This window comes from Vibrio sp. R78045 (assembly GCF_042466085.1).
Classification (GTDB): domain Bacteria; phylum Pseudomonadota; class Gammaproteobacteria; order Enterobacterales; family Vibrionaceae; genus Vibrio; species Vibrio cyclitrophicus.
Window position 1 is genome coordinate 1,134,930 of sequence record NZ_JAXHBS010000013.1, and the last position, 18,251, is coordinate 1,153,180.

19 protein-coding genes are annotated in these 18,251 nt (G+C 41.0%); 16 read left to right on the forward strand and 3 right to left on the reverse strand.

Annotated features, from left to right (window positions below):
* Nucleotides 1-73 precede the first annotated feature (73 nt).
* From SJY39_RS15605 to SJY39_RS15620, 4 genes are all read left to right on the forward strand, one after another.
* A complete protein-coding gene (locus tag SJY39_RS15605; RefSeq protein ID WP_016769000.1) occupies nucleotides 74-1,279 on the forward strand; it encodes an iron-containing alcohol dehydrogenase in 1,206 nt (401 codons plus the stop codon).
* A gap of 195 nt (nucleotides 1,280-1,474) precedes the next feature.
* Nucleotides 1,475-1,906, forward strand: coding sequence for a tetratricopeptide repeat protein (locus SJY39_RS15610; RefSeq protein ID WP_010431998.1), 432 nt, complete (start codon nucleotides 1,475-1,477; stop codon nucleotides 1,904-1,906).
* A gap of 76 nt (nucleotides 1,907-1,982) precedes the next feature.
* The gene (locus SJY39_RS15615) at nucleotides 1,983-3,728 is read left to right on the forward strand and encodes an arylsulfatase (protein ID WP_010431995.1); all 1,746 of its coding nucleotides are present in this window, start codon (nucleotides 1,983-1,985) and stop codon (nucleotides 3,726-3,728) included.
* Between the two features lie 118 nt (nucleotides 3,729-3,846).
* Nucleotides 3,847-5,094 (forward strand): anaerobic sulfatase maturase, encoded by a 1,248-nt coding sequence (locus tag SJY39_RS15620; protein WP_016769001.1) that lies wholly within the window; start codon nucleotides 3,847-3,849, stop codon nucleotides 5,092-5,094.
* Between the two features lie 105 nt (nucleotides 5,095-5,199).
* Here the strand turns inward: SJY39_RS15620 and SJY39_RS15625 are convergent, their stop codons facing one another.
* The gene (locus tag SJY39_RS15625) at nucleotides 5,200-5,778 is read right to left on the reverse strand and encodes a TetR/AcrR family transcriptional regulator (protein WP_010431988.1); all 579 of its coding nucleotides are present in this window, start codon (nucleotides 5,776-5,778) and stop codon (nucleotides 5,200-5,202) included.
* A 320-nt stretch (nucleotides 5,779-6,098) separates the two neighbouring features.
* Between SJY39_RS15625 and SJY39_RS15630 the strand changes: the two genes are divergently transcribed.
* Nucleotides 6,099-6,755: a Qnr family pentapeptide repeat protein gene (locus SJY39_RS15630; RefSeq protein ID WP_372264151.1), complete on the forward strand. Its 657-nt coding sequence runs from the start codon at nucleotides 6,099-6,101 to the stop codon at nucleotides 6,753-6,755.
* Nucleotides 6,756-7,040: 285 nt separating this feature from the next.
* Here the strand turns inward: SJY39_RS15630 and SJY39_RS15635 are convergent, their stop codons facing one another.
* Nucleotides 7,041-7,256: a hypothetical protein gene (locus SJY39_RS15635; protein WP_010431981.1), complete on the reverse strand. Its 216-nt coding sequence runs from the start codon at nucleotides 7,254-7,256 to the stop codon at nucleotides 7,041-7,043.
* Nucleotides 7,257-7,696: 440 nt separating this feature from the next.
* On the opposite strand from SJY39_RS15635, the gene SJY39_RS15640 reads away from it, so the two are divergent.
* The 5 genes from SJY39_RS15640 to SJY39_RS15660 all read left to right on the forward strand — a co-directional run bounded on the left by SJY39_RS15640 (nucleotide 7,697) and on the right by SJY39_RS15660 (nucleotide 12,161).
* Nucleotides 7,697-7,957, forward strand: a complete 261-nt coding sequence (locus SJY39_RS15640) for a DUF5062 family protein (RefSeq protein WP_010431978.1) — start codon at nucleotides 7,697-7,699, stop codon at nucleotides 7,955-7,957.
* Between the two features lie 466 nt (nucleotides 7,958-8,423).
* Entirely contained in the window at nucleotides 8,424-8,957 is a 534-nt protein-coding gene (ectA, locus tag SJY39_RS15645; protein WP_010431975.1) for a diaminobutyrate acetyltransferase, read from the forward strand.
* 35 nt (nucleotides 8,958-8,992) lie between these two features.
* Nucleotides 8,993-10,258 carry a diaminobutyrate--2-oxoglutarate transaminase gene (ectB, locus tag SJY39_RS15650; protein ID WP_010431972.1) on the forward strand — a complete coding sequence of 422 codons (1,266 nt, stop codon included), beginning with the start codon at nucleotides 8,993-8,995 and terminating at the stop codon, nucleotides 10,256-10,258.
* A 13-nt stretch (nucleotides 10,259-10,271) separates the two neighbouring features.
* Nucleotides 10,272-10,658, forward strand: a complete 387-nt coding sequence (locus SJY39_RS15655; protein WP_010431969.1) for an ectoine synthase — start codon at nucleotides 10,272-10,274, stop codon at nucleotides 10,656-10,658.
* A 78-nt stretch (nucleotides 10,659-10,736) separates the two neighbouring features.
* A complete protein-coding gene (locus SJY39_RS15660) occupies nucleotides 10,737-12,161 on the forward strand; it encodes an aspartate kinase (RefSeq protein WP_016793244.1) in 1,425 nt (474 codons plus the stop codon).
* A gap of 123 nt (nucleotides 12,162-12,284) precedes the next feature.
* Here the strand turns inward: SJY39_RS15660 and SJY39_RS15665 are convergent, their stop codons facing one another.
* Complete coding sequence (locus SJY39_RS15665) at nucleotides 12,285-13,625, reverse strand: sigma-54-dependent Fis family transcriptional regulator (RefSeq protein WP_010431963.1); 1,341 nt, start codon at nucleotides 13,623-13,625, stop codon at nucleotides 12,285-12,287.
* A gap of 335 nt (nucleotides 13,626-13,960) precedes the next feature.
* On the opposite strand from SJY39_RS15665, the gene SJY39_RS15670 reads away from it, so the two are divergent.
* From SJY39_RS15670 to SJY39_RS15695, 6 genes are all read left to right on the forward strand, one after another.
* Nucleotides 13,961-14,506, forward strand: a complete 546-nt coding sequence (locus SJY39_RS15670; protein ID WP_010431961.1) for a BON domain-containing protein — start codon at nucleotides 13,961-13,963, stop codon at nucleotides 14,504-14,506.
* Between the two features lie 42 nt (nucleotides 14,507-14,548).
* Nucleotides 14,549-14,719 (forward strand): DUF1328 domain-containing protein, encoded by a 171-nt coding sequence (locus SJY39_RS15675; protein WP_010431958.1) that lies wholly within the window; start codon nucleotides 14,549-14,551, stop codon nucleotides 14,717-14,719.
* Between the two features lie 8 nt (nucleotides 14,720-14,727).
* On the forward strand, nucleotides 14,728-14,925 hold the full coding sequence (locus SJY39_RS15680; protein ID WP_016793243.1) for a hypothetical protein: 198 nt from the start codon (nucleotides 14,728-14,730) through the stop codon (nucleotides 14,923-14,925).
* A 70-nt stretch (nucleotides 14,926-14,995) separates the two neighbouring features.
* Entirely contained in the window at nucleotides 14,996-15,424 is a 429-nt protein-coding gene (locus SJY39_RS15685) for a hemerythrin domain-containing protein (protein WP_016767331.1), read from the forward strand.
* Nucleotides 15,425-15,574: 150 nt separating this feature from the next.
* Complete coding sequence (locus tag SJY39_RS15690; RefSeq protein ID WP_010431949.1) at nucleotides 15,575-17,188, forward strand: diacylglycerol kinase family protein; 1,614 nt, start codon at nucleotides 15,575-15,577, stop codon at nucleotides 17,186-17,188.
* A 41-nt stretch (nucleotides 17,189-17,229) separates the two neighbouring features.
* Nucleotides 17,230-18,147, forward strand: a complete 918-nt coding sequence (locus SJY39_RS15695) for a mechanosensitive ion channel family protein (RefSeq protein ID WP_372275195.1) — start codon at nucleotides 17,230-17,232, stop codon at nucleotides 18,145-18,147.
* Nucleotides 18,148-18,251: the final 104 nt, after the last annotated feature.

Here is an 18,251-nt window from a genome sequence, read left to right on the forward strand (position 1 = left end):
GACATTAACACTCTAGACCGACCGGTTTGTATTGGTTATTGTTTAGTCATCAACTAGAAATGAGGTAAATACCATGACAACCAATAATTTTAACTTTCAACTTAAAACCATTGTTCATGCTCAAGAGAATGGCATTGAAAATATCCCTTCTCTTTTTGGTCGCTTAGGTGCGCAAAGAGTCGTGCTCTTTTCTGATAAAGGCTTGGAGTCTCTTGGTTTTGTTGAGCAGTTCTCGGCGTTGTTTGTAAACGAAAAGGTGAACCAGCCAGGTAATGAACAAGCAGTTCAACTTGTTGGTGTGTACACCGATATCGCGCCAGACGCGACTTGCGACAACATCAACGCTGCCATTGAGTTTGCAAACAGCGTCAATGCTGATGCGATCTTGTCTGTTGGTGGTGGCAGTGTGATTGATGCTTCTAAAGGTGTGAAATACGCATTTCATAAACAGATAGATGATATCCGTACGGTGATTGCGGGCGGCGGTCATATGGATGTGTGGCCAAACAATGAAGATATTCGAGTGCCACACATTGCGGTTCCGACAACGGCTGGCACGGGCGCAGAAGCCTCTCCGATTGCTGTTTTTTACAATGAACATGAAAACATTAAGGCAAGTCTAGTCGCGTCTGGATTGGAAGCTGATATCGCGATCCTTGATCCAACGGTGACCACTAATCTGCCTGATCATCTGACTCGTTCTACCGCCATGGATGCACTAACACACGCTGTTGAAGCGATTGTCTCGCCAATGAGTAATGCATTCACCGACGCTTACGGTATTCAGGCTGCAAAATTGATTGTTGAAAACTTACCCTTGGCATTGAAAGAGCCAGAAAACCTAACGGCACGCGGCAACCTTCTTCAAGCAAGCACCATGGCGATTTCTGCTTTCTATTCGTCTTTGGGCGGTATTCCGATTCACAACTGTGCTCATGCCTTTGGTGCGATTAGCCACATTCCACATGGCGATGCCAACACGGTATTAATGCCGGTTGTGATTGAAGCACTGCCAGAGTTCTACATGCCGAATGCGGCGAAGTTAGCTCAAGCTTTCTCTGTCGACACTACGGGAACCGATGAGATGGTTTACCAGAGAGTGTTGGATTTCTTAAATAACTTCCAAACCAGTGTCGGTGCGATGAAGCGTTTCAGCAGCTGGGACTTTGATGAGCAAGAGAAGAGCAACATTGCAGAAGCGATTGAAAAAGACATCTGTTTTCAGTTCTACCCAATCTCGAAACAGACGATTGAAACCATCATAGAGAAAGCGATTTAAGTCTCTGTCTTAATCGACTGAATGTTATGACCATTTAATTCAGTCGATGATTCACTCAACAATCATTACTCGAGAGCCAATTATGAAAATTGAAAACGTATTGCTATCAAGCTTATGCATCATCGCGCCATTCCTACTTTTCACCTAATTCATTCAACAGGGACGTCGTGAACTTTATTCCCGAGGAGGAAATAAATGCTCAATAAACGTTTAACTACCGTGATTTTGGCGGGTGTTTTGGTTGTTCTGTTTTTTGCCAAGGCAAGCTTTGGAAGCGAGAGCTTTGAGAATGAAGCCATAAATGATCAAGTACAGCAGCATCAAGATGTCGTGCAACTGTTGGATGAAGCTTACCAAGGGCAATTGGATGCCCAGCTCTCTGTCGCTTACTTATATCTGAGCGGAGATGGCGTAGAACAGAATGATGAAAAAGCCGCGGAGTGGTTCGTCACCGCAGCCAATAACGGTAGCCCTGAAGCTCAAACACAGCTTGGGTTGATGTATATCTCTGGAAGTGGCGTTCAAGCCAGCCAAGCGGAGGCTGTCACCTGGATTGGCATGGCAGCAGCTCAAGAGTATGACCCCGCGCTCGACTTATTACATTGGATGTCGCAAGCCGCGCACTAATTCAAATCCTAACTCAGGTTAATCACAGAAAGGTTAGCCTCAGAAAAAGTTAATCACAGAAATTGGAGAACGTCTTATGCAGACATTCAAGAAATCTTTAGTATTCACTGCAATGGCCGCGGCAAGCAGTGCTGCTCTGGCCGCAGAATCAGAAAAACCGAATATTGTTGTCATTGTTGGCGATGATGTGGGATTTGCCGATACTCAGCCTTATGGCTCAGAAGCCAATACACCAAACCTAATGGCGCTGGCTGAAGAGGGGGTTAAGTTTACTAACTTTCACGCGTCACCAACCTCATCGGTAACGCGCTCTATGATGTTAACCGGAGCAAATAGCCACGAGGTTGGGCTAGGCACCTTCGACTATGCTGTCTATCCGGGTGCGATTGGCAAGCCGGGTTATGAAGGTTACCTCACCAAGAAAGGGGTTACGGTCGCAACGCTGCTTAAAGAGAGTGGTTATAACACTTACCTCTCTGGGAAATGGCACTTGGGGCACGACGATGGTTTCTTACCTGACGATCGAGGTTTTGAAGAGAGTTACGGTATCTTAGCGGGCGGCTCGAATCACTTTAATCGAGATATGATGTTCCCGGCCAAAAATGCCGCGACAGCGGATGCGCTGCAAAAAGGGGATATTCCCGGCGTCGAAGTTGAGCCAACTTACCGTAACGGTGAAGTGGTTGAGGACAAGTACAAAGGCGAGTACTCAGACCAAGTTTACACCAACGAGATCATCAAGATGATCGACAGCAAAAAAGACGACGGTAAGCCTTTCTTCGCTTACGTCCCATTCACCGGTATTCACCTGCCATTGCAAGCGCCTGAGTCTGCCTATCAAGATAAAGTTGATTACTACGTCGAGCATGGTTGGGACTCTGTTCGAGAAGATCGTTTCCAACGCATGAAAGAGATGGGCGTGATTCCAAAAGACGCCGATATTTCAGATCGTAACGCATTAAGCCGCCCTTGGGACTCGCTTTCTGAGAAAGAACAAAAGTGGTACGGCAAGAAAATGGCTGTCGCGATGGGCATGATGGAAATGCAGGACCAGCAAGTGGGTCAGATAGTCGATTACCTGAAAGAAATCGGGGAATACGATAATACTTACATCATGTACCTAGCGGATAATGGCCCAGAAGCGGCGGATATTACCGGTGAAAATATCAGTGATTTGATCCGAACGTGGACTGCTCATCATTTCGATAATTCGACTGAAAACTTAGGTAAGGCGAACTCCAGTGTGTCACTTGGTCCTGAGTGGGCAAGCGCTTCAACCGGTGGCCTATCTTGGTACAAAGCTTACACAGCAGAGGGCGGTATCCGTGTGCCATTTATCGTTAAGCCAGCCAAAGCGCTTTTAGCCGCTGAAGATGCGTTGCAACCGGGAACTCAGACAGACGACTTATCCCAAGTGAAGGACATTGCAGCCACGATTCTTGAGATTGCAGAGGTTGATCATCCAGGAACGGAATATCAAGGTCGAGAAGTGGCGCCGATGAGTGGTGTGAGCTTGTTGCCTTACTTCAAAGGGGAAACGGCAGACGTGCACAGTGCCAACAATGCGATTCCATTTGAATTGTTTGGTAGCGGGATTTTGCTTAAAGGTGATTACAAGATTATCCGAATTTCTACGGGAATGGGCGGCGACAGTGAGTGGCACCTATACAACACCAAGAAAGATCCAGCTGAGCAACATGACTTGAGAAATGAAATGCCAGATCTGTTCCTTGAAATGGTCGCTGAATATCAAGAATACGAAAAAGCGCAAAATATCGTCCCAGTTGACGAAGCGTGGAACCCGTTTGAAAACGTGAAATAGAGGAAAAAAACCACTCGGCCAACCTAATGCCATTAAGCTTGGTTGGCCGATGAACACCGTGTAAAGGAATTACGAATTGTTTTGGCTAATACAATAACTTTACATCGAGGCACTTTTCATGACGACATTATCGCTATCAAATTTGAGTTCAGTTCCGCAGTTCAATGGCAAAGCACACAGCAAGCTTCAAGCGCTAGCAAAACCGATTGGGGCGGTGTGTAATATCAGTTGCACCTACTGTTATTACTTAGAAAAACAGCAGCTGCTTGAATACCCAAAAGGCTCTCTATATACGATGGATGAAGTTCTGTTAGATCGTTATATCAAGCAGTACATAGAAGGGCAGAATACGCCTGAAATTATCTTTTCTTGGCACGGTGGAGAGCCTACCTTGTTGGGGATTGAGTACTTTCAAAAAGTCGTCGAGCTGCAGAAAAAATATTGTCCTAGCTACAGCAAGATTAGCAATGACCTTCAAACCAACGGCACGTTACTGAATGATGCGTGGTGTGAGTTCTTCAAAAAGAATGACTTTATCATTGGTGTGAGCATTGACGGCCCAGAGCACTTACACAATCACTACCGGACCAACCGTGCAGGCAAAGGCACTTTTTCTCAAACAATGCGTGGCATTCGCTACTTGAAGCTGCATAACGTCGAGTTCGCGACCCTAAGCTGCGTGAATGATGTGACAGGAAAATATCCATTAGAGGTCTATCGCTTTCTGCGTGATGAAGTGGGTTCGAAGCAATTGCAGTTTATTCCTGTGGTCGATAAGCGTGAGGCTCATACCAACAATAAATGGTTGAGCAACCAACAAGCGATCATTCCCGTATCAGGCGAGGTTGAACCTTGGAGTGTCGATTCAGTGCAATGGGGAGAGTTTCTGTCGACGGTTTTTGATGAGTGGTTCGAACGCGATTTTGGACAAATATTAGTGCCGTACTTTGAAAATTTTGTCGGAGTATGGATGGGCAGAGAAAGCACCATGTGTACCTTGAGTGAGATCTGTGGAAAAGGGTTAGCAATTGAACCTAATGGCGATGTGTATTCGTGCGATCATTACGTCTTTCCTGAGTTTCAGTTAGGTAATATTCATGAGAAGCCGCTATCGACGCTAGCGTTTTCGCCTGCTCAGCAAAATTTTGGATTCGCGAAGCAAAAGTCGTTGCCCAAACAGTGCCAAACTTGTGAGTTCAAATTTGCTTGTCATGGCGAGTGCCCTAAGAACCGAATTATCAACAGTCGTGATGGTGAGGCTGGGCTAAATTACCTGTGTAAAGGGTGGCTCAAATTCTTTCAACATATCGACCCAGTACTCAATGCTTTGCTTAAAGCCAATAACTTAGCGCCACGGATGGGATAATCGAATCGATCACGTGATAAGCTGAAGCCTAGGTAGAAAAAGAACAAGCCTGAAAAACAAAAAGGCTCGCTATATAAAGCGAGCCTTTTAGTGTGTAGGAGCGGGTTAATTTTTTGAACTCATCGCAAGCAATGTCTCTTCCATGGCATTGTTGAGAATCGAACGGTTGCGCTGCATCGCTGCCATTAGCGTAGAGCCCAGCCATAAGCCATAAAGCGTGCGAGATAGTGATTCAGGATCTACGATATTGAAATCACCCGCTTCATTGCCTTCTTCGAATAGCTTAGCCATACGTAGGATTATCTTTTCTGAACCCTCTGCCATGGTTGATTGTAACGAATTAGCTGTTCCTGCTACCTCTCCGGCTAGTTTTACCACAAGGCACTGAATATTGAAGTCTTCAGTCAACTTCGACGCGCACCAAAATTCGAAATAGGCTTTAACGCGATCACGACGAGAAAGCGACTCATCACTTAAAAAGTCATCTAGCTTAGCGAGATGCTCATCAAAGTAGTTAGTAAGAAGGATCTCACCAAAGTGTTCTTTGGATTTGAAGTAATGGTAAAAAGAACCCTTCGTGCCTTCCGCTTGGTTGATGATTTTCATCAGGCCAACACCAGCAAACCCGTGTTCATTAATAAGGCTAAACCCTGCATCGAGCATAGCTTGTCGCATGTCTTTCATTGTTCTTACTCTTTATGCTGAGAATGAGGAATAGTGTAACGAGCAACATACCAACCGTCCAGTCTAGCGCGTTAGGACGCGGTCAATAATTGACTCGTTCCGTCAAAGTAACATTTTCTCTTATTGGCACTTCTAAGCGACAAAACTTTTTTCAAGATAAGCACATCCTATAAATCGAAAATAACAACCTTAAAGGGCTTGTTTGGTGCCTTAAAATGGCTAAATCAGGGTATTTTAAGTTACTGTTTTTGTTGGTTTTTAATTTGGTGTTTTCTTGAGATCGCAATGGTAGTCTTAGCTTAATTTCTTTAGGGGGCTAAATGGACACCAATAACAGCACTTATCATCAGCACAGTTTTGCTCAGCAAGATTTATCAGAGCTTACATTTACAGCCTGCACGTTTATCCGTTGTGATTTCAGACGTTCGAACTTACGTGATGCAACGTTCATTAACTGTAAATTTATTGAGCAAGGCGATATTGAGGGATGCCACTTTGATATTGCCGACTTACGAGATGCAAGCTTCCAGAATTGCCAGTTGGCGATGGCGAATTTTAGTAACGCGAATTGCTATAGTATTGAGCTACGTGATTGCGATTTGAAAGGGGCGAACTTCACTCGCACTAATTTTGCTAACCAAGTCAGCAATCGAATGTATTTTTGTTCTGCTTATATTACAGGTTGTAACCTGTCATACGCGAATTTTGAACAAGCTTGTTTAGAGAAGTGTGAGTTATTTGAGAATCGTTGGATAGGTACTTACCTTGGTGGCGCGTCATTGAAAGAGTCTGATCTCAGCCGTGGTGTGTTCTCGGAAGACGTATGGGGGCAATTCAGTATGCAAGGTGCCAATTTATGCCATGCTGAATTAGAAGGGTTAGACCCAAGAAAAGTCGATACAACAGGCGTTAAAATTGTTGCGTGGCAGCAAGAGCAACTGCTTGAAAGTATGGGTATCGTAGTGATGCCAGATTGATCTTTTCTGTTTCTGAATACCCATAATATTCAACAAGCCATCACAAGTGATGTAGGACAAACTGAGAACAAGTCTGAACTCTTCGATCAGTCAAATTCGTCAGTTGAAAATTCTACGTGGTTATTGATATTTTTCATAAGCTTGAATGATCAATCTATGATTACGATTAGTGTAAGCTGGATTGGCTATAAATAAAGCCCAATGACTGAAAACGCCCAAAGCGAACAACTTTGGGCGTTTTTACATTTGATTCATTGTCCGTACTGCTGACACTTAAGGCCGTGATTAATGCATACCTGAACGCATTTTGTCGCTGAGTGCGAAGAAAACAAAAAGCACAATACATACCAAAGCGACACACAGCGACACTAAGATAGTTGTAGCGTCAGTCGACATTAACGGGGTAACGAGAGAAGCTAACGCTACTAACATAATCGTGATGTGAACGATTCGTCCGAGGATTGGATTTTTGTGACAGAATGAAGCCCAAAGGTAACGCATTTTTAACACCATTATAAAATTAGTGGGTTTATTCTATTTTCTTAATGAGTGTTTTGTAAATAAGTTTTCGTTACAGGTGACTGTAAATATGATCTCAGTCAGCTTAGTATAAAACTAGTTAAATAACAGTGGTTTATTGGTCTGTCTATGAAGAATTATCATTTAAATACCAACCATAATATTTCGTATTCTTTAGAATGGTAAGCCAAATTTTGCACCATTTTCAGTTTCTTGACTAAGGATCTCATTTATTGAACGTATGATTAAGAGCCCATTTGCTTATCAGTATTCAATGTAAAATAAATTCGAGTAAGCTCCTATCCAGTGGATCAAATTTTTCTATTTATCAGAAAGAGTTTTTCGATTTGAGAGCACGGTAATCTTGTCTACCATTCTGTTTGGTATACTCAATGCTTATTCGGAAAGGTGATGGAGATAATATGTCGAAAACCGCGAAGATCATTAATGAAGATAAACTAGTGAAAAAAGCAGTTGAGGTCGGTTTTAAAATGGCTAAATTGCAAGGTTTTGATTTGCCACATTCATCTCAACCAATAAAGGTCAAAGCGGTGTACTTGTTTCTTGTTGAAGTAAATCAGATAACGCCGTTACCAGAAAGTAAGCTTGATGGGGCAAACATTAAAAAGCGTCTGGCGCTATGGATACATAAAGCATTGCCTGACAATGATCCCTTGAAGTAAACCTTTTCCAAGCTGATATTTCTGGACTCGTTTCCTCTGAGTTCATTATTCATCGATATGTTAGATAAGAAACCTAGCGAGCTCTCGCTAGGTTTTTTTGTTTTTGAGGCCGATATTTTAATAGTGGATAGCGAGTCACTGCCATTCGAAGCGTTGTTATCTACTCGATAGAATGTTCAACACTGAGAGTGTTGGTGATTTATGCCGCTTGATTGGCAATCTGAGCACATAATTTACTAATGACTCTAACCTTCTTTTGACACTTATTCGTTTAAAGACATTTTCTTAAGATCTCCACCAATCAAATACATTAGAACTCAAAGTATTATTTAATTCATGCTGATCGCTATTAAATGTGACACAGATCACTAATTTTTGTTTTTTAAAGTTAAGGTGTTGATCTTAGTAGGGGGTAAATGCTCATAATAAAAAGGAATTTAATTAGAGTTCAAAGGAATTTCTCGGTATGATTACATCAGCGCCTTGGGTGTTGTGTCCAGAAGTGATAGAAAAAACGAGTGAAGAATGGAGTTTTCGCGAGCCCAAAGCTTCAGATGGCAACGACATTTATCGACTGATTTCAGAATGTCCGCCACTAGACACCAACTCGTCATATTGCAATTTTTTGCAATCCACTCACTTTAGTAAAACTTGTATTTTGGTTGAGAACAAAGGTGAGCTTGCGGGCTTTATCTCGAGTTATCAAAAACCGAGTGAGCCTAATGTTCTCTTTATTTGGCAAGTTGCAGTTGCCCCTCGATTTAGAGGTCACTCTTTAGCTTACAAGATGTTGAACAGCTTACTTCGTCGAGAGTGGCTGAAGAGTATAGAAGCTATTGAAACAACCATTACTAAGTCAAATCAAGCGTCTTGGGCACTCTTTAAAAAGCTAGACGCAAAAAATAGTAGCACTGGAAAAGTGACCACTTTCTTAGATGAAAATGTTCATTTTAAAGGGCTGCACGATACTGAGTATTTGTATCGAATACCCCTTAAATAATCATTAACTTATAGGAATCAAATAACGGCCTTATCATGGATATTTTTAAAAAGCAGGAATCTAACGTACGTTCATACTCGAATAGTTTTCCAGTCACTTTTGCTAAATCAAAAGGCTGCTGGCTTGAAACAAAACAAGGTGATCGTTACCTCGATTTTCTTGCTGGAGCAGGATCTCTCAATTACGGTCATAACAATCCAATACTTAAGCAAGCTTTACTTGAGTATATTGAAATGGATGGAATTACACATGGCTTGGATATGCATTCAGAAGCCAAAGCTGAATTCCTAGAAGCTCTTAGTCGCTTTATTTTGGAACCTCGAGCATTAGATTACAAAGTTCAATTTACCGGCCCGACAGGAACAAATGCGGTTGAGGCAGCGATTAAGTTGGCGAAAAAAGTAAAAAGTCGAAGCAGTATTGTTGCATTTACCAATGGTTTTCATGGTTGTACGGCGGGTGCATTGGCTGCTACAGGCAACCAACACCACAGGCAAGGTGCGGGCTCAAATCTCAACAACGTTACGCGTTTGCCATTTGAAGGTTACGCTGGAATCGATGGTTTAAAATTATTTGAAACGATGTTAACCGATAATTCCGCTGGTATGGATAAACCTGCTGCCGTTTTATTGGAAACGGTTCAGGGTGAAGGTGGGTTAAATGTCGCTTCAAATGAGTGGCTACAGAAGTTAAGCAAAATCTGTAAAGCCCACGATATCCTACTTATTGTGGATGATATTCAAGCCGGTTGTGGTCGAACAGGAACGTTTTTTAGCTTTGAACCTTCAGGTATAAAACCAGATATCGTTACGCTATCTAAGTCGATAAGTGGTTATGGCTTACCGATGGCTGTGGTTTTATTAAAGCCTGAACTAGACAAGTGGGAGCCGGGAGAACACAACGGCACCTTCCGTGGTAACAACCATGCGTTCATTACTGCTGCTAAAGCGTTAGAAATGTATTGGTCAAATGATGATTTTGAAAATCATATTCAACGTAGCTCAAGCATGGTCGATGATGTCATTCAACGCAATCTCAAGCGTTTCCCTGAGCTATTTGTTCAACGCAAGGGACGCGGAATGATGATTGGCATTGAATGTAAAGATGGGAACACAGCTGATGAGATTGCAAAAGTGTGTTTTGACAAGGGCATGGTAATTGAGACCGCAGGTCCAAACGATGAAATCTTGAAGTTCTTTTGTCCATTAACCATTTCAGAATCGGAATTGATGCAAGGTTTAACTATTTTCGAAGACTCAGTTGAAGTGGTAGCAACCAAGCATTTCAAGAAAGCATCGTAATAGGGAGAGTAAAATGATTGTTAGAACACTTGATGAATGTCGTAATAGTGAAAGACGTATTGTATCGGATAACTGGGAAAGCACTCGCATGTTATTGAAAGATGACAATATGGGATTTTCTTTTCATATCACAACAATTTACGAAGCGACAGAAACACATATCCATTACCAAAACCACTTGGAGTCTGTGTTTTGTATGAGTGGTGAAGGGGAGATTGAAGTCGTTGGTGGTAAAACTTACCCAATCAAACCCGGTACGTTGTACATCCTAGATAAGAATGATGAGCATTATTTACGCGCATATAAAAACAAAGAAATGACAATGGCTTGTGTGTTTAACCCACCAATTACTGGCGCTGAAGTACACGATGAAAACGGCGTTTATCCACTCGTTGATTAACCCATATATTCAGGGGTGATATCTCACCCCGCTCCCTATTATTTAGTCTTTAATCTCTTCAAGAACAAAAGGTCTTTTATGACATTTACCGTAGAAAAAATCGGCGGTACATCAATGACAGCATTTGATGCTGTGCTCGACAATATTATTCTCCGCCCTCAAAATCCTTATAACCGAATCTTTGTTGTGTCCGCTTACAGCGGTATGACGGATGCATTGTTGGAATGTAAAAAAACAGGTAAGCCTGGTGTCTATCAATTGATAGCGATGCGTGACGATTCGTGGAAGGATGCTCTATCTTATATTGAACGCCGCATGCTATTGACCAATGAGCATATTTTTGCGGATCCAATGAATCGTATGAGAGCAGATAAGTTCATCCGGTCTCGTATTTCAGAAGCCAAAAACTGTATTACTAACATTCTTGAAACGTGCCAATACGGACAGTTTTCACTGAGACATTATTTACCACAGATTAGAGAGTTTCTTTCTTCAATTGGAGAGTCACATAGTGCATACAACACGGCTCTTAAATTAAAAAACATTGGTATAAATTCGACCTTTGTTGACCTTTCTGGTTGGGACAACATAACCCCTCAAAGTTTGGACGATACGATTAGAGAGGCTTTCTCTGACATTGATGTTACTGAGGAGCTTCCCATAGTAACTGGTTATGCGTATTGCAAAGAAGGTTTGATGCATACTTATGATCGTGGTTACAGTGAGATGACGTTTAGTCGTATCGCTACTATTACTGAGGCATCATTGGCGATCATCCATAAGGAGTATCACTTTAGTTCGGCTGACCCAAAAGTCGTTGGTGTAGGTTCGGTTAAACCGATTGGGGCAACTAATTATGATGTTGCCGATCAACTGGCTAACCTTGGTATGGAAGCTATTCACTCTAATGCGGCTGCTGGGTTACGAGAAAGTGGCATAGAACTGCAAATCAAAAACACCTTCGAGCCAGAACATGAGGGAACACTGATTTCTTCTGATTACCGACCAGACACGAATCACATTGAGATCATTGCCGGAAAACAGAAGGTATATGCGTTACATGTTTTTGACCAGGGAATGGTCGGTAAGGCGGACAATGTTAGTTATGAGTTAATGGAGATTATCGCAGATGCTAGAGTGAACCTTATTGGTAAAGAGATGAACGCCAATTCTATTACCTATTATCTAGGTGGTAGCACCGAGAGTTTAAACAAGGTGTCTTATAAGGCTGAGAAACGTTACCCTCAGGCATCTATTTCAGGTCGAATGGTCGCTATAATCTCAGCGATCGGTTCTCAAATTGATACCAATAAAACGCTCGCTAATGGTGTATTGGCTTTGATGAACCATAGTGTTACGCCTATTGCATTACATTCGTCTATGAGAAACGTAAATGTGCAATTTGTTGTGAGTGATGACAAGTATCAACAAGCGATTTGCGCGTTGCATGAAGAATTCTTTGACCAAGATAAAAGAACCGAGACATCGGTGAATGCAGCATAAAATTTAACAGTGGAGGGCTCACCCTCCACTGTTAAATTTTCATGGAAAAGCAAAACATCAACTGCAAATTAACGATCGCCTGTATATATTTTGATCACACAGCAACATCAGATATGAGTATTACTACTCTTGATACTTATCGAGCTTGTTATAAAGCGTTTTGATGCTGATTCCCAAGTCTTGTGCTGTTTCCTTTTTGTTGCCTTCATTTTCTTCGAGCGTATTGATAATCGCCGCTTTCTCAATCTTCTCGAGAGAAACACCCGCCGGAACCATATCCTCAACGGTAGTCCCTGTTTCTAAAGGAGGAGTATCAAAAATTAGGTGTTCATCTTTAATAGTCTCATCTGCCAATATAAAAGCTCTTTCAATACAGTGCTTTAATTCCCTGACATTCCCTGGCCATGCATGGGCTGATATTTTTTGAAGCGCTGATGTGAAAATGGTCTTCGCAGTGGTTTCATTTGCGTTGCGATGAGCAATAAAATGTTTTGCTAAGCCGACGATGTCGTCGCCTCTTTCACGCAATGGAGGGACATGTATAGGGAAGTGAGCCAACCTGAAATAGAGATCCTCTCTCAAAAACTGTTCTTCAATAGCGACTTGTGGATCTCGGTTTGTCGCTGCAATGACTCGAGTATTAGCGATACTCGTTGCATTACTGCCTACAGGGCGATATTCACCTGTTTCTAAAACTCGTAGTAATTTGACCTGGTGCTCAAGTGGCATTTCGGTGATTTCGTCGAGAAACAATGTGCCACCTTCTGCTTGCCTAAACACCCCTTGGTGTGTGCGATTCGCCCCTGTAAAAGCGCCTTTTTCATGACCAAATAATTCACTATCAACTAACTCAGGGCTGATAGCACCGCAGTTGATCGCAATAAAAGGTTGGTTTTTACGATCACTGGCAAGGTGAATCGTTTGTGCGACTAATTCTTTACCTGCCCCACTTTCGCCGACAATCAAAACATTGGTGTCAGTCTTCGCGACTCTTCTTAAAGTTCGATACAGCTTATGCATGGGCTTAGAAGAACCGACTAACATACCGAACTGGTCTAAATCGCTGGTGGACACTTTACGCCCTTCTTCTTGCTTCTGGAGGAAGTATTGACTGAAGTCTGCAAGGGTATCTTCCAATATTTGCATGTCGACGGGCTTTCTATAATGGAAGATTGCGCCATGGTTCATCATCATGTCTAAATTTTTGTTTGGCGTACCTGTACTGATAATAATCAAGTCCATTTCGTCCAATCCTGTTGCACTCGATAAGGACTTAAAATCATCGTTAGTAAATCGAGAGACTTCAACAATAGCAGTATCTGGTTGCAGTTGTTGTAGCTTGTCAATCCAATGAACATCCATAGTACTTTGAATTATTTCAAAGCTTGATAATTCATCTAGAGAGTTTATTTTAGACCGCAATAATTCATCTTTTAACTCTATAAACAGTGTCGGTAATGACATGATTTAACTCTCTTTTTGTACGACAGAAAACGACCTTGATAATAACATGATGTCCTTCAAATACGAATCTATCATTTACTATACGCCACCTTTTCAATGTAGTTACAATATTACTGATAGTAGAAGTGGCTAATTAATAGTATTGATATTAATTATTCTAGGATCTCCATTGATGATAATTTTTACAAAATACTCGTGTAATTAATACACCTCCGATTATTTTACCAATGGTAAATTTTCAAAATTAAAGTGTAAATCCTTTATTTTCAGTCAGTTAAAAAGTTGGCATGCTGGTTGCAATTGTACAAGTGTCAGTTAACTAGAGGAGATAATTAATGAGAAATACTGCAAGTAAAATATTATTAGCTACTTTGATTGCAACTTCTTCATCAACTGTTTTTGCTAATAGCATGTGGGAAAAAGAAACTTTCGATGCGTGGATTGATGGAAAAGCAGAAACGACTTTATTACTGAATACTAATTTAAACTCATTTGACATCAACACCTACGTTAAAAATCGAGTGGTTACTTTAACTGGCTCGGTTAAAAATGAAACAGAGAAAGATTTGGCAGAAGAGTTAGTGCTAAGCCTAGATGACGTTAAGTCTGTAAAAAACGAACTTACAGTGATTGATGAAGACAAAGAAAAAACACCCGCAGCCGTACAAGCTTTGACTGATGCTCACATAAAGACACTGGTAATCACTCGTTTATTAATGAATACCAATGTTAGTGGTAGCGATATTCAAGTTAAAACCGAAAACAGTGTGGTTATCTTGAAAGGTTCAGTTTCATCAAGCAGTGAACACGACTTAGCTTTATCTATAGCAAATAATACCCCGAATGTAGAGAAAGTGGTGGATAAATTAAATATTATTTAACCTCTCTACAATTGGTAATTTATTAAAAATTGGGGAATAACGATGATTCGCTGGTCGCTAATATTTTTTATTGTCGCAATTATTGCCGCCCTATTGGGATTTAGTGGTATCGCTGGGGCTGCTGCGACAGTAGCAAAGATCATATTTTATATATTTGCAATATCACTACTGGTTTCAGTGGTAATTATGTTGCTGAATAAAAACAAACATTAGGAGTTTATATGAACATCAAATCGAACGCTTACCGTTTTTTAACTATTGTGGGTATTACATTTGCACTTGTGGCATGTAGTGATGAAGGTCCGATGGAACAAGCCGGGGAAAATGTAGATGAGGCTGTAGAGGATACTCAAAACGCAATAGAAGATAGCTGTGAAAATATTAAAGAGCATTTAGATGCGAAAGATGAAGATTGCTAGAACTGTCATCTAGAGTGCAATGAGATGCCAAAATCCTCATAAAAGTAAACCAATGAAGTAGGAATTAGACATGAAAAATATATTTGATGTGCTCAAAGACAGTCATGAAAAGCAACGACTTTTGATGGATGCGTTACTCCAAACTTCGGGAGACACACAAGCTAGGCAAGAACTCTATGTTAACCTTAAGAATGAGTTAACCAAGCATGCGATTGCAGAAGAGCGCCATTTTTATGCACCTTTGATCGAGAGTGATCAATCCATTGACATGACTAGACATGGAATCGCTGAACATCATGGAATCGACAAAATACTCGCTCAACTCGATGATACAGAGATGTCTTCACCAGCTTGGCTTGTTTTAATGAAAACATTAAAAGATAAGGTTGAACATCATTTAGAAGAAGAAGAGCAGCGTTTTTTTCAAACCGCAGGTCGAGTCTTAGATACTGAACAAAAAGAAACATTAGCTCGTAAATATGAAAAAGAGGTTGCTTGAATCACGAAGTAATCAAATTCTTTAAATAAGTATAAAACTGCTTTGTTATCAAGCTAAGGGCTCATTCTTGAGCCCTTCTTTTATTTAATTTAGAGATAGATAAATTTACGGATAAATATATTTAAATTCACGGATAAATTAAGGCGTAACATGTTTATTATTAAATATTATATGCTTCTTGCTATAGCTTGTTTTTTTGCTGCTGCTCTTATACCACAGCTAATAATCCGTGGTGTTTTTGCCTGGTGTAGTTTGTCGATGTTCATCGTTAGTGTTGCCTACATCTTCGATATGCCGTCAATATTTAGGAAGACTAGCGATGGGAAAATAGTGTGGTGGATTAGATGGATCTTCATTCCATTCTTCTTAGGTGTTCGACTGTACAATGCATGGGCAATTAAAAGAGATAAAGTTGAACCAATACAGAAGGTTGGAAAAGGTTTATATGTATCTCGTCGTTTGTTCCCTTCAGATTTATCGTTCTTAGAATCTCAAAACATCCATTGTATTGTAGATGTTACAGCTGAGTTTTCTGGTTTAGAAAGTGCAATGACCGGTGATCAATTTCGCTATTTAAACACCCCGGTTCTTGATCATAAAGTCCCTAAAATGCATAAGCTTAAACATGCTATAAATTGGATCGATACCCAAATCAATCAATCTAGATCGGTTGTTGTGCATTGTGCTCTCGGTCGAGGACGTTCTGTCTTTGTCGTAGCTGCCTATCTTTTAGCAAAAAATCCGTCACTTACTGTAGAGCAGGTCTTGAAAAGTATTAACGACGTGCGAAGTACAGCCCAATTGAACCATCTACAACTGAAAACACTTCAAGCAATCAGTGATAAAGGTTTGCTCACTCTTGGCCATAAAGCTTGCCTTATTGCCAACCCTGTTGCAGGTGGTGGTAAATGGTTGGCGAATGAACAACAGGTTATTCGTGAACTTACGAGAAAGTACAGTTTAGATATTTTTCTTACTAGCCAAGAAGTATCAGCAGAAATATTAGCTAAGCAGGCCAAAGACCGGAATACTGCGCATATTATCGTTGCAGGTGGCGATGGGACGGTTAGTGAAGTCGCAAGGCAAGTTAGGAAGACTGATACACAACTCGGGATTATACCTTTGGGTACCGCGAACGCTCTATGTCATATGCTTTATGGATTGACCTCGAAAATATCGCCTGTTGAAAAAGCGTGTGAGGCTATTTTATCTGGCAACTCAAAAAGAATCGATCTGGCGTTCTGTAATCAACAACCAATATTACTGCTTCTTGGTATTGGGTTTGAAGAACAGATGATCGATTACGCACATCGAGAACAAAAAAATGAAAAAGGGCAATTCGCGTATTTGACTGGGTTCTTCAATGCAGTAATCACCGACGATAATCAACATTTTCAAATTTCAATCGATGACCAACCATCACAAAGTATGAAACTACAAAGTTTGGTCGTGGCGAACTCTTCCCCTTTTAGTACTGTGCTTGCTCAAGGGGGACAGCCTCCTAGGCCGGATGATGGGAAGCTGCATATTACCTATTTGGAAAACACAAATTCACTTAGTAAACGAGCTATCGCTCTATCTGATCTGTTGTTATCGAGTCTCGGAGCGAAAGAACAGGCTAGTTACTTTACTTATGCTTCGGCACAGCTCGTTAAAATTGATTCTGACCGACCTATTTCATACGTGATTGATGGAGAGACGTATTCGGCTGATTCACTGGAGATAAGTATTGATAAGCAAGCCTTAACGGTTTGTATTCCATGAATGTATTGAATAATCCACATATTGAATAAGAAGGAGACACCATGGAAATGAATCTCTCTTTTAACTTAGAGAAGTTTCAGCATCTGATAGAGGGTAAGTTAGAGCATTGGTTAGTTGAAGCAATTAAACTTATCCCTAACCTGATTGTTGCTTTTGTTACGTTTCTTATTTTTATCTTTGTTGCCAACATAAGCGGCAAGTTGTTTAAAAGATTGAGCAATAGAGTTGTCGACTCTCAAGAAGTCATTAACTTACTGGCTTCTATTGTTAAGGTTACCATTGTTACTATTGGATTTTTTGTCGCGTTAGATTTTGTTGGGCTCCAAGGTACGGTTACATCGTTGCTTGCCGGTGCCGGTATTCTAGGTTTAGCTATCGGTTTTGCTTTTCAAGATATGACTGAGAACCTCATTTCAGGTATTACAATGAGTATTCGTAAACCTTTTAAAATTGGCGATGTTGTTGGTTCCAACGATGTCATGGGTACCATAGTCAAAATAAACTTACGAAATACGCTGGTTGAAACGTTCTCTGGTCAACACGTCATGATTCCCAATAAGATGGTTTTCCGAAATATTTTGACGAACTACAGTCGAAAAGGACGAAGAAGGGTCGAGATCTCTGTGGGGATTTCCTACTCAGACTGTCCCAAAAGAGCCGCTGAGGTGATAACCAAAGCGATAAACCAAAAGTCTTATGTTAGTCGGAAAGAAGATACGACGGTTTACGCTTCAAGCTTTTCTGATAGTAGCGTTAACTTATTGGTTTGGTTTTGGATTGAGTACCCAGGAGGTTTTGGTTATATGGACGCAAAGCACGACGGTATTATAGCGGTTAAAGAGTCATTATCAGAGGCTGGAATGACAATACCGTTTCCGATTAGAACACTTGATTTTGATCCCAAAGGCGGTAAAAGTCTGTCTAGAATGATGACTGGGGCTGTCGATGACGCTTCCTAGAATAACATAGCGGTCCCTCTCGTAAAAAAGCGTCAAGGCAATATGCCTCGACGCTTTTTATTTTGAGTGATGTCAGAATTAGATCAGAATTAAACCTAGATTAT

Coding starts and splice junctions, on each gene's coding strand:
- SJY39_RS15680 (WP_016793243.1), top strand. CDS start 14,728: ATGAACATCAAATCGAACGCTTACCGTTTTTTAACTATTGTGGGTATT.
- SJY39_RS15660 (WP_016793244.1), top strand. CDS start 10,737: ATGACATTTACCGTAGAAAAAATCGGCGGTACATCAATGACAGCATTT.
- ectA (WP_010431975.1), top strand. CDS start 8,424: ATGATTACATCAGCGCCTTGGGTGTTGTGTCCAGAAGTGATAGAAAAA.
- SJY39_RS15635 (WP_010431981.1), bottom strand. CDS start 7,256: ATGCGTTACCTTTGGGCTTCATTCTGTCACAAAAATCCAATCCTCGGA.
- SJY39_RS15685 (WP_016767331.1), top strand. CDS start 14,996: ATGAAAAATATATTTGATGTGCTCAAAGACAGTCATGAAAAGCAACGA.
- SJY39_RS15610 (WP_010431998.1), top strand. CDS start 1,475: ATGCTCAATAAACGTTTAACTACCGTGATTTTGGCGGGTGTTTTGGTT.
- SJY39_RS15630 (WP_372264151.1), top strand. CDS start 6,099: ATGGACACCAATAACAGCACTTATCATCAGCACAGTTTTGCTCAGCAA.
- SJY39_RS15675 (WP_010431958.1), top strand. CDS start 14,549: ATGATTCGCTGGTCGCTAATATTTTTTATTGTCGCAATTATTGCCGCC.
- SJY39_RS15690 (WP_010431949.1), top strand. CDS start 15,575: ATGTTTATTATTAAATATTATATGCTTCTTGCTATAGCTTGTTTTTTT.
- SJY39_RS15670 (WP_010431961.1), top strand. CDS start 13,961: ATGAGAAATACTGCAAGTAAAATATTATTAGCTACTTTGATTGCAACT.
- SJY39_RS15695 (WP_372275195.1), top strand. CDS start 17,230: ATGGAAATGAATCTCTCTTTTAACTTAGAGAAGTTTCAGCATCTGATA.
- SJY39_RS15615 (WP_010431995.1), top strand. CDS start 1,983: ATGCAGACATTCAAGAAATCTTTAGTATTCACTGCAATGGCCGCGGCA.
- SJY39_RS15640 (WP_010431978.1), top strand. CDS start 7,697: ATGTCGAAAACCGCGAAGATCATTAATGAAGATAAACTAGTGAAAAAA.
- SJY39_RS15665 (WP_010431963.1), bottom strand. CDS start 13,625: ATGTCATTACCGACACTGTTTATAGAGTTAAAAGATGAATTATTGCGG.
- SJY39_RS15655 (WP_010431969.1), top strand. CDS start 10,272: ATGATTGTTAGAACACTTGATGAATGTCGTAATAGTGAAAGACGTATT.
- ectB (WP_010431972.1), top strand. CDS start 8,993: ATGGATATTTTTAAAAAGCAGGAATCTAACGTACGTTCATACTCGAAT.
- SJY39_RS15605 (WP_016769000.1), top strand. CDS start 74: ATGACAACCAATAATTTTAACTTTCAACTTAAAACCATTGTTCATGCT.
- SJY39_RS15620 (WP_016769001.1), top strand. CDS start 3,847: ATGACGACATTATCGCTATCAAATTTGAGTTCAGTTCCGCAGTTCAAT.
- SJY39_RS15625 (WP_010431988.1), bottom strand. CDS start 5,778: ATGAAAGACATGCGACAAGCTATGCTCGATGCAGGGTTTAGCCTTATT.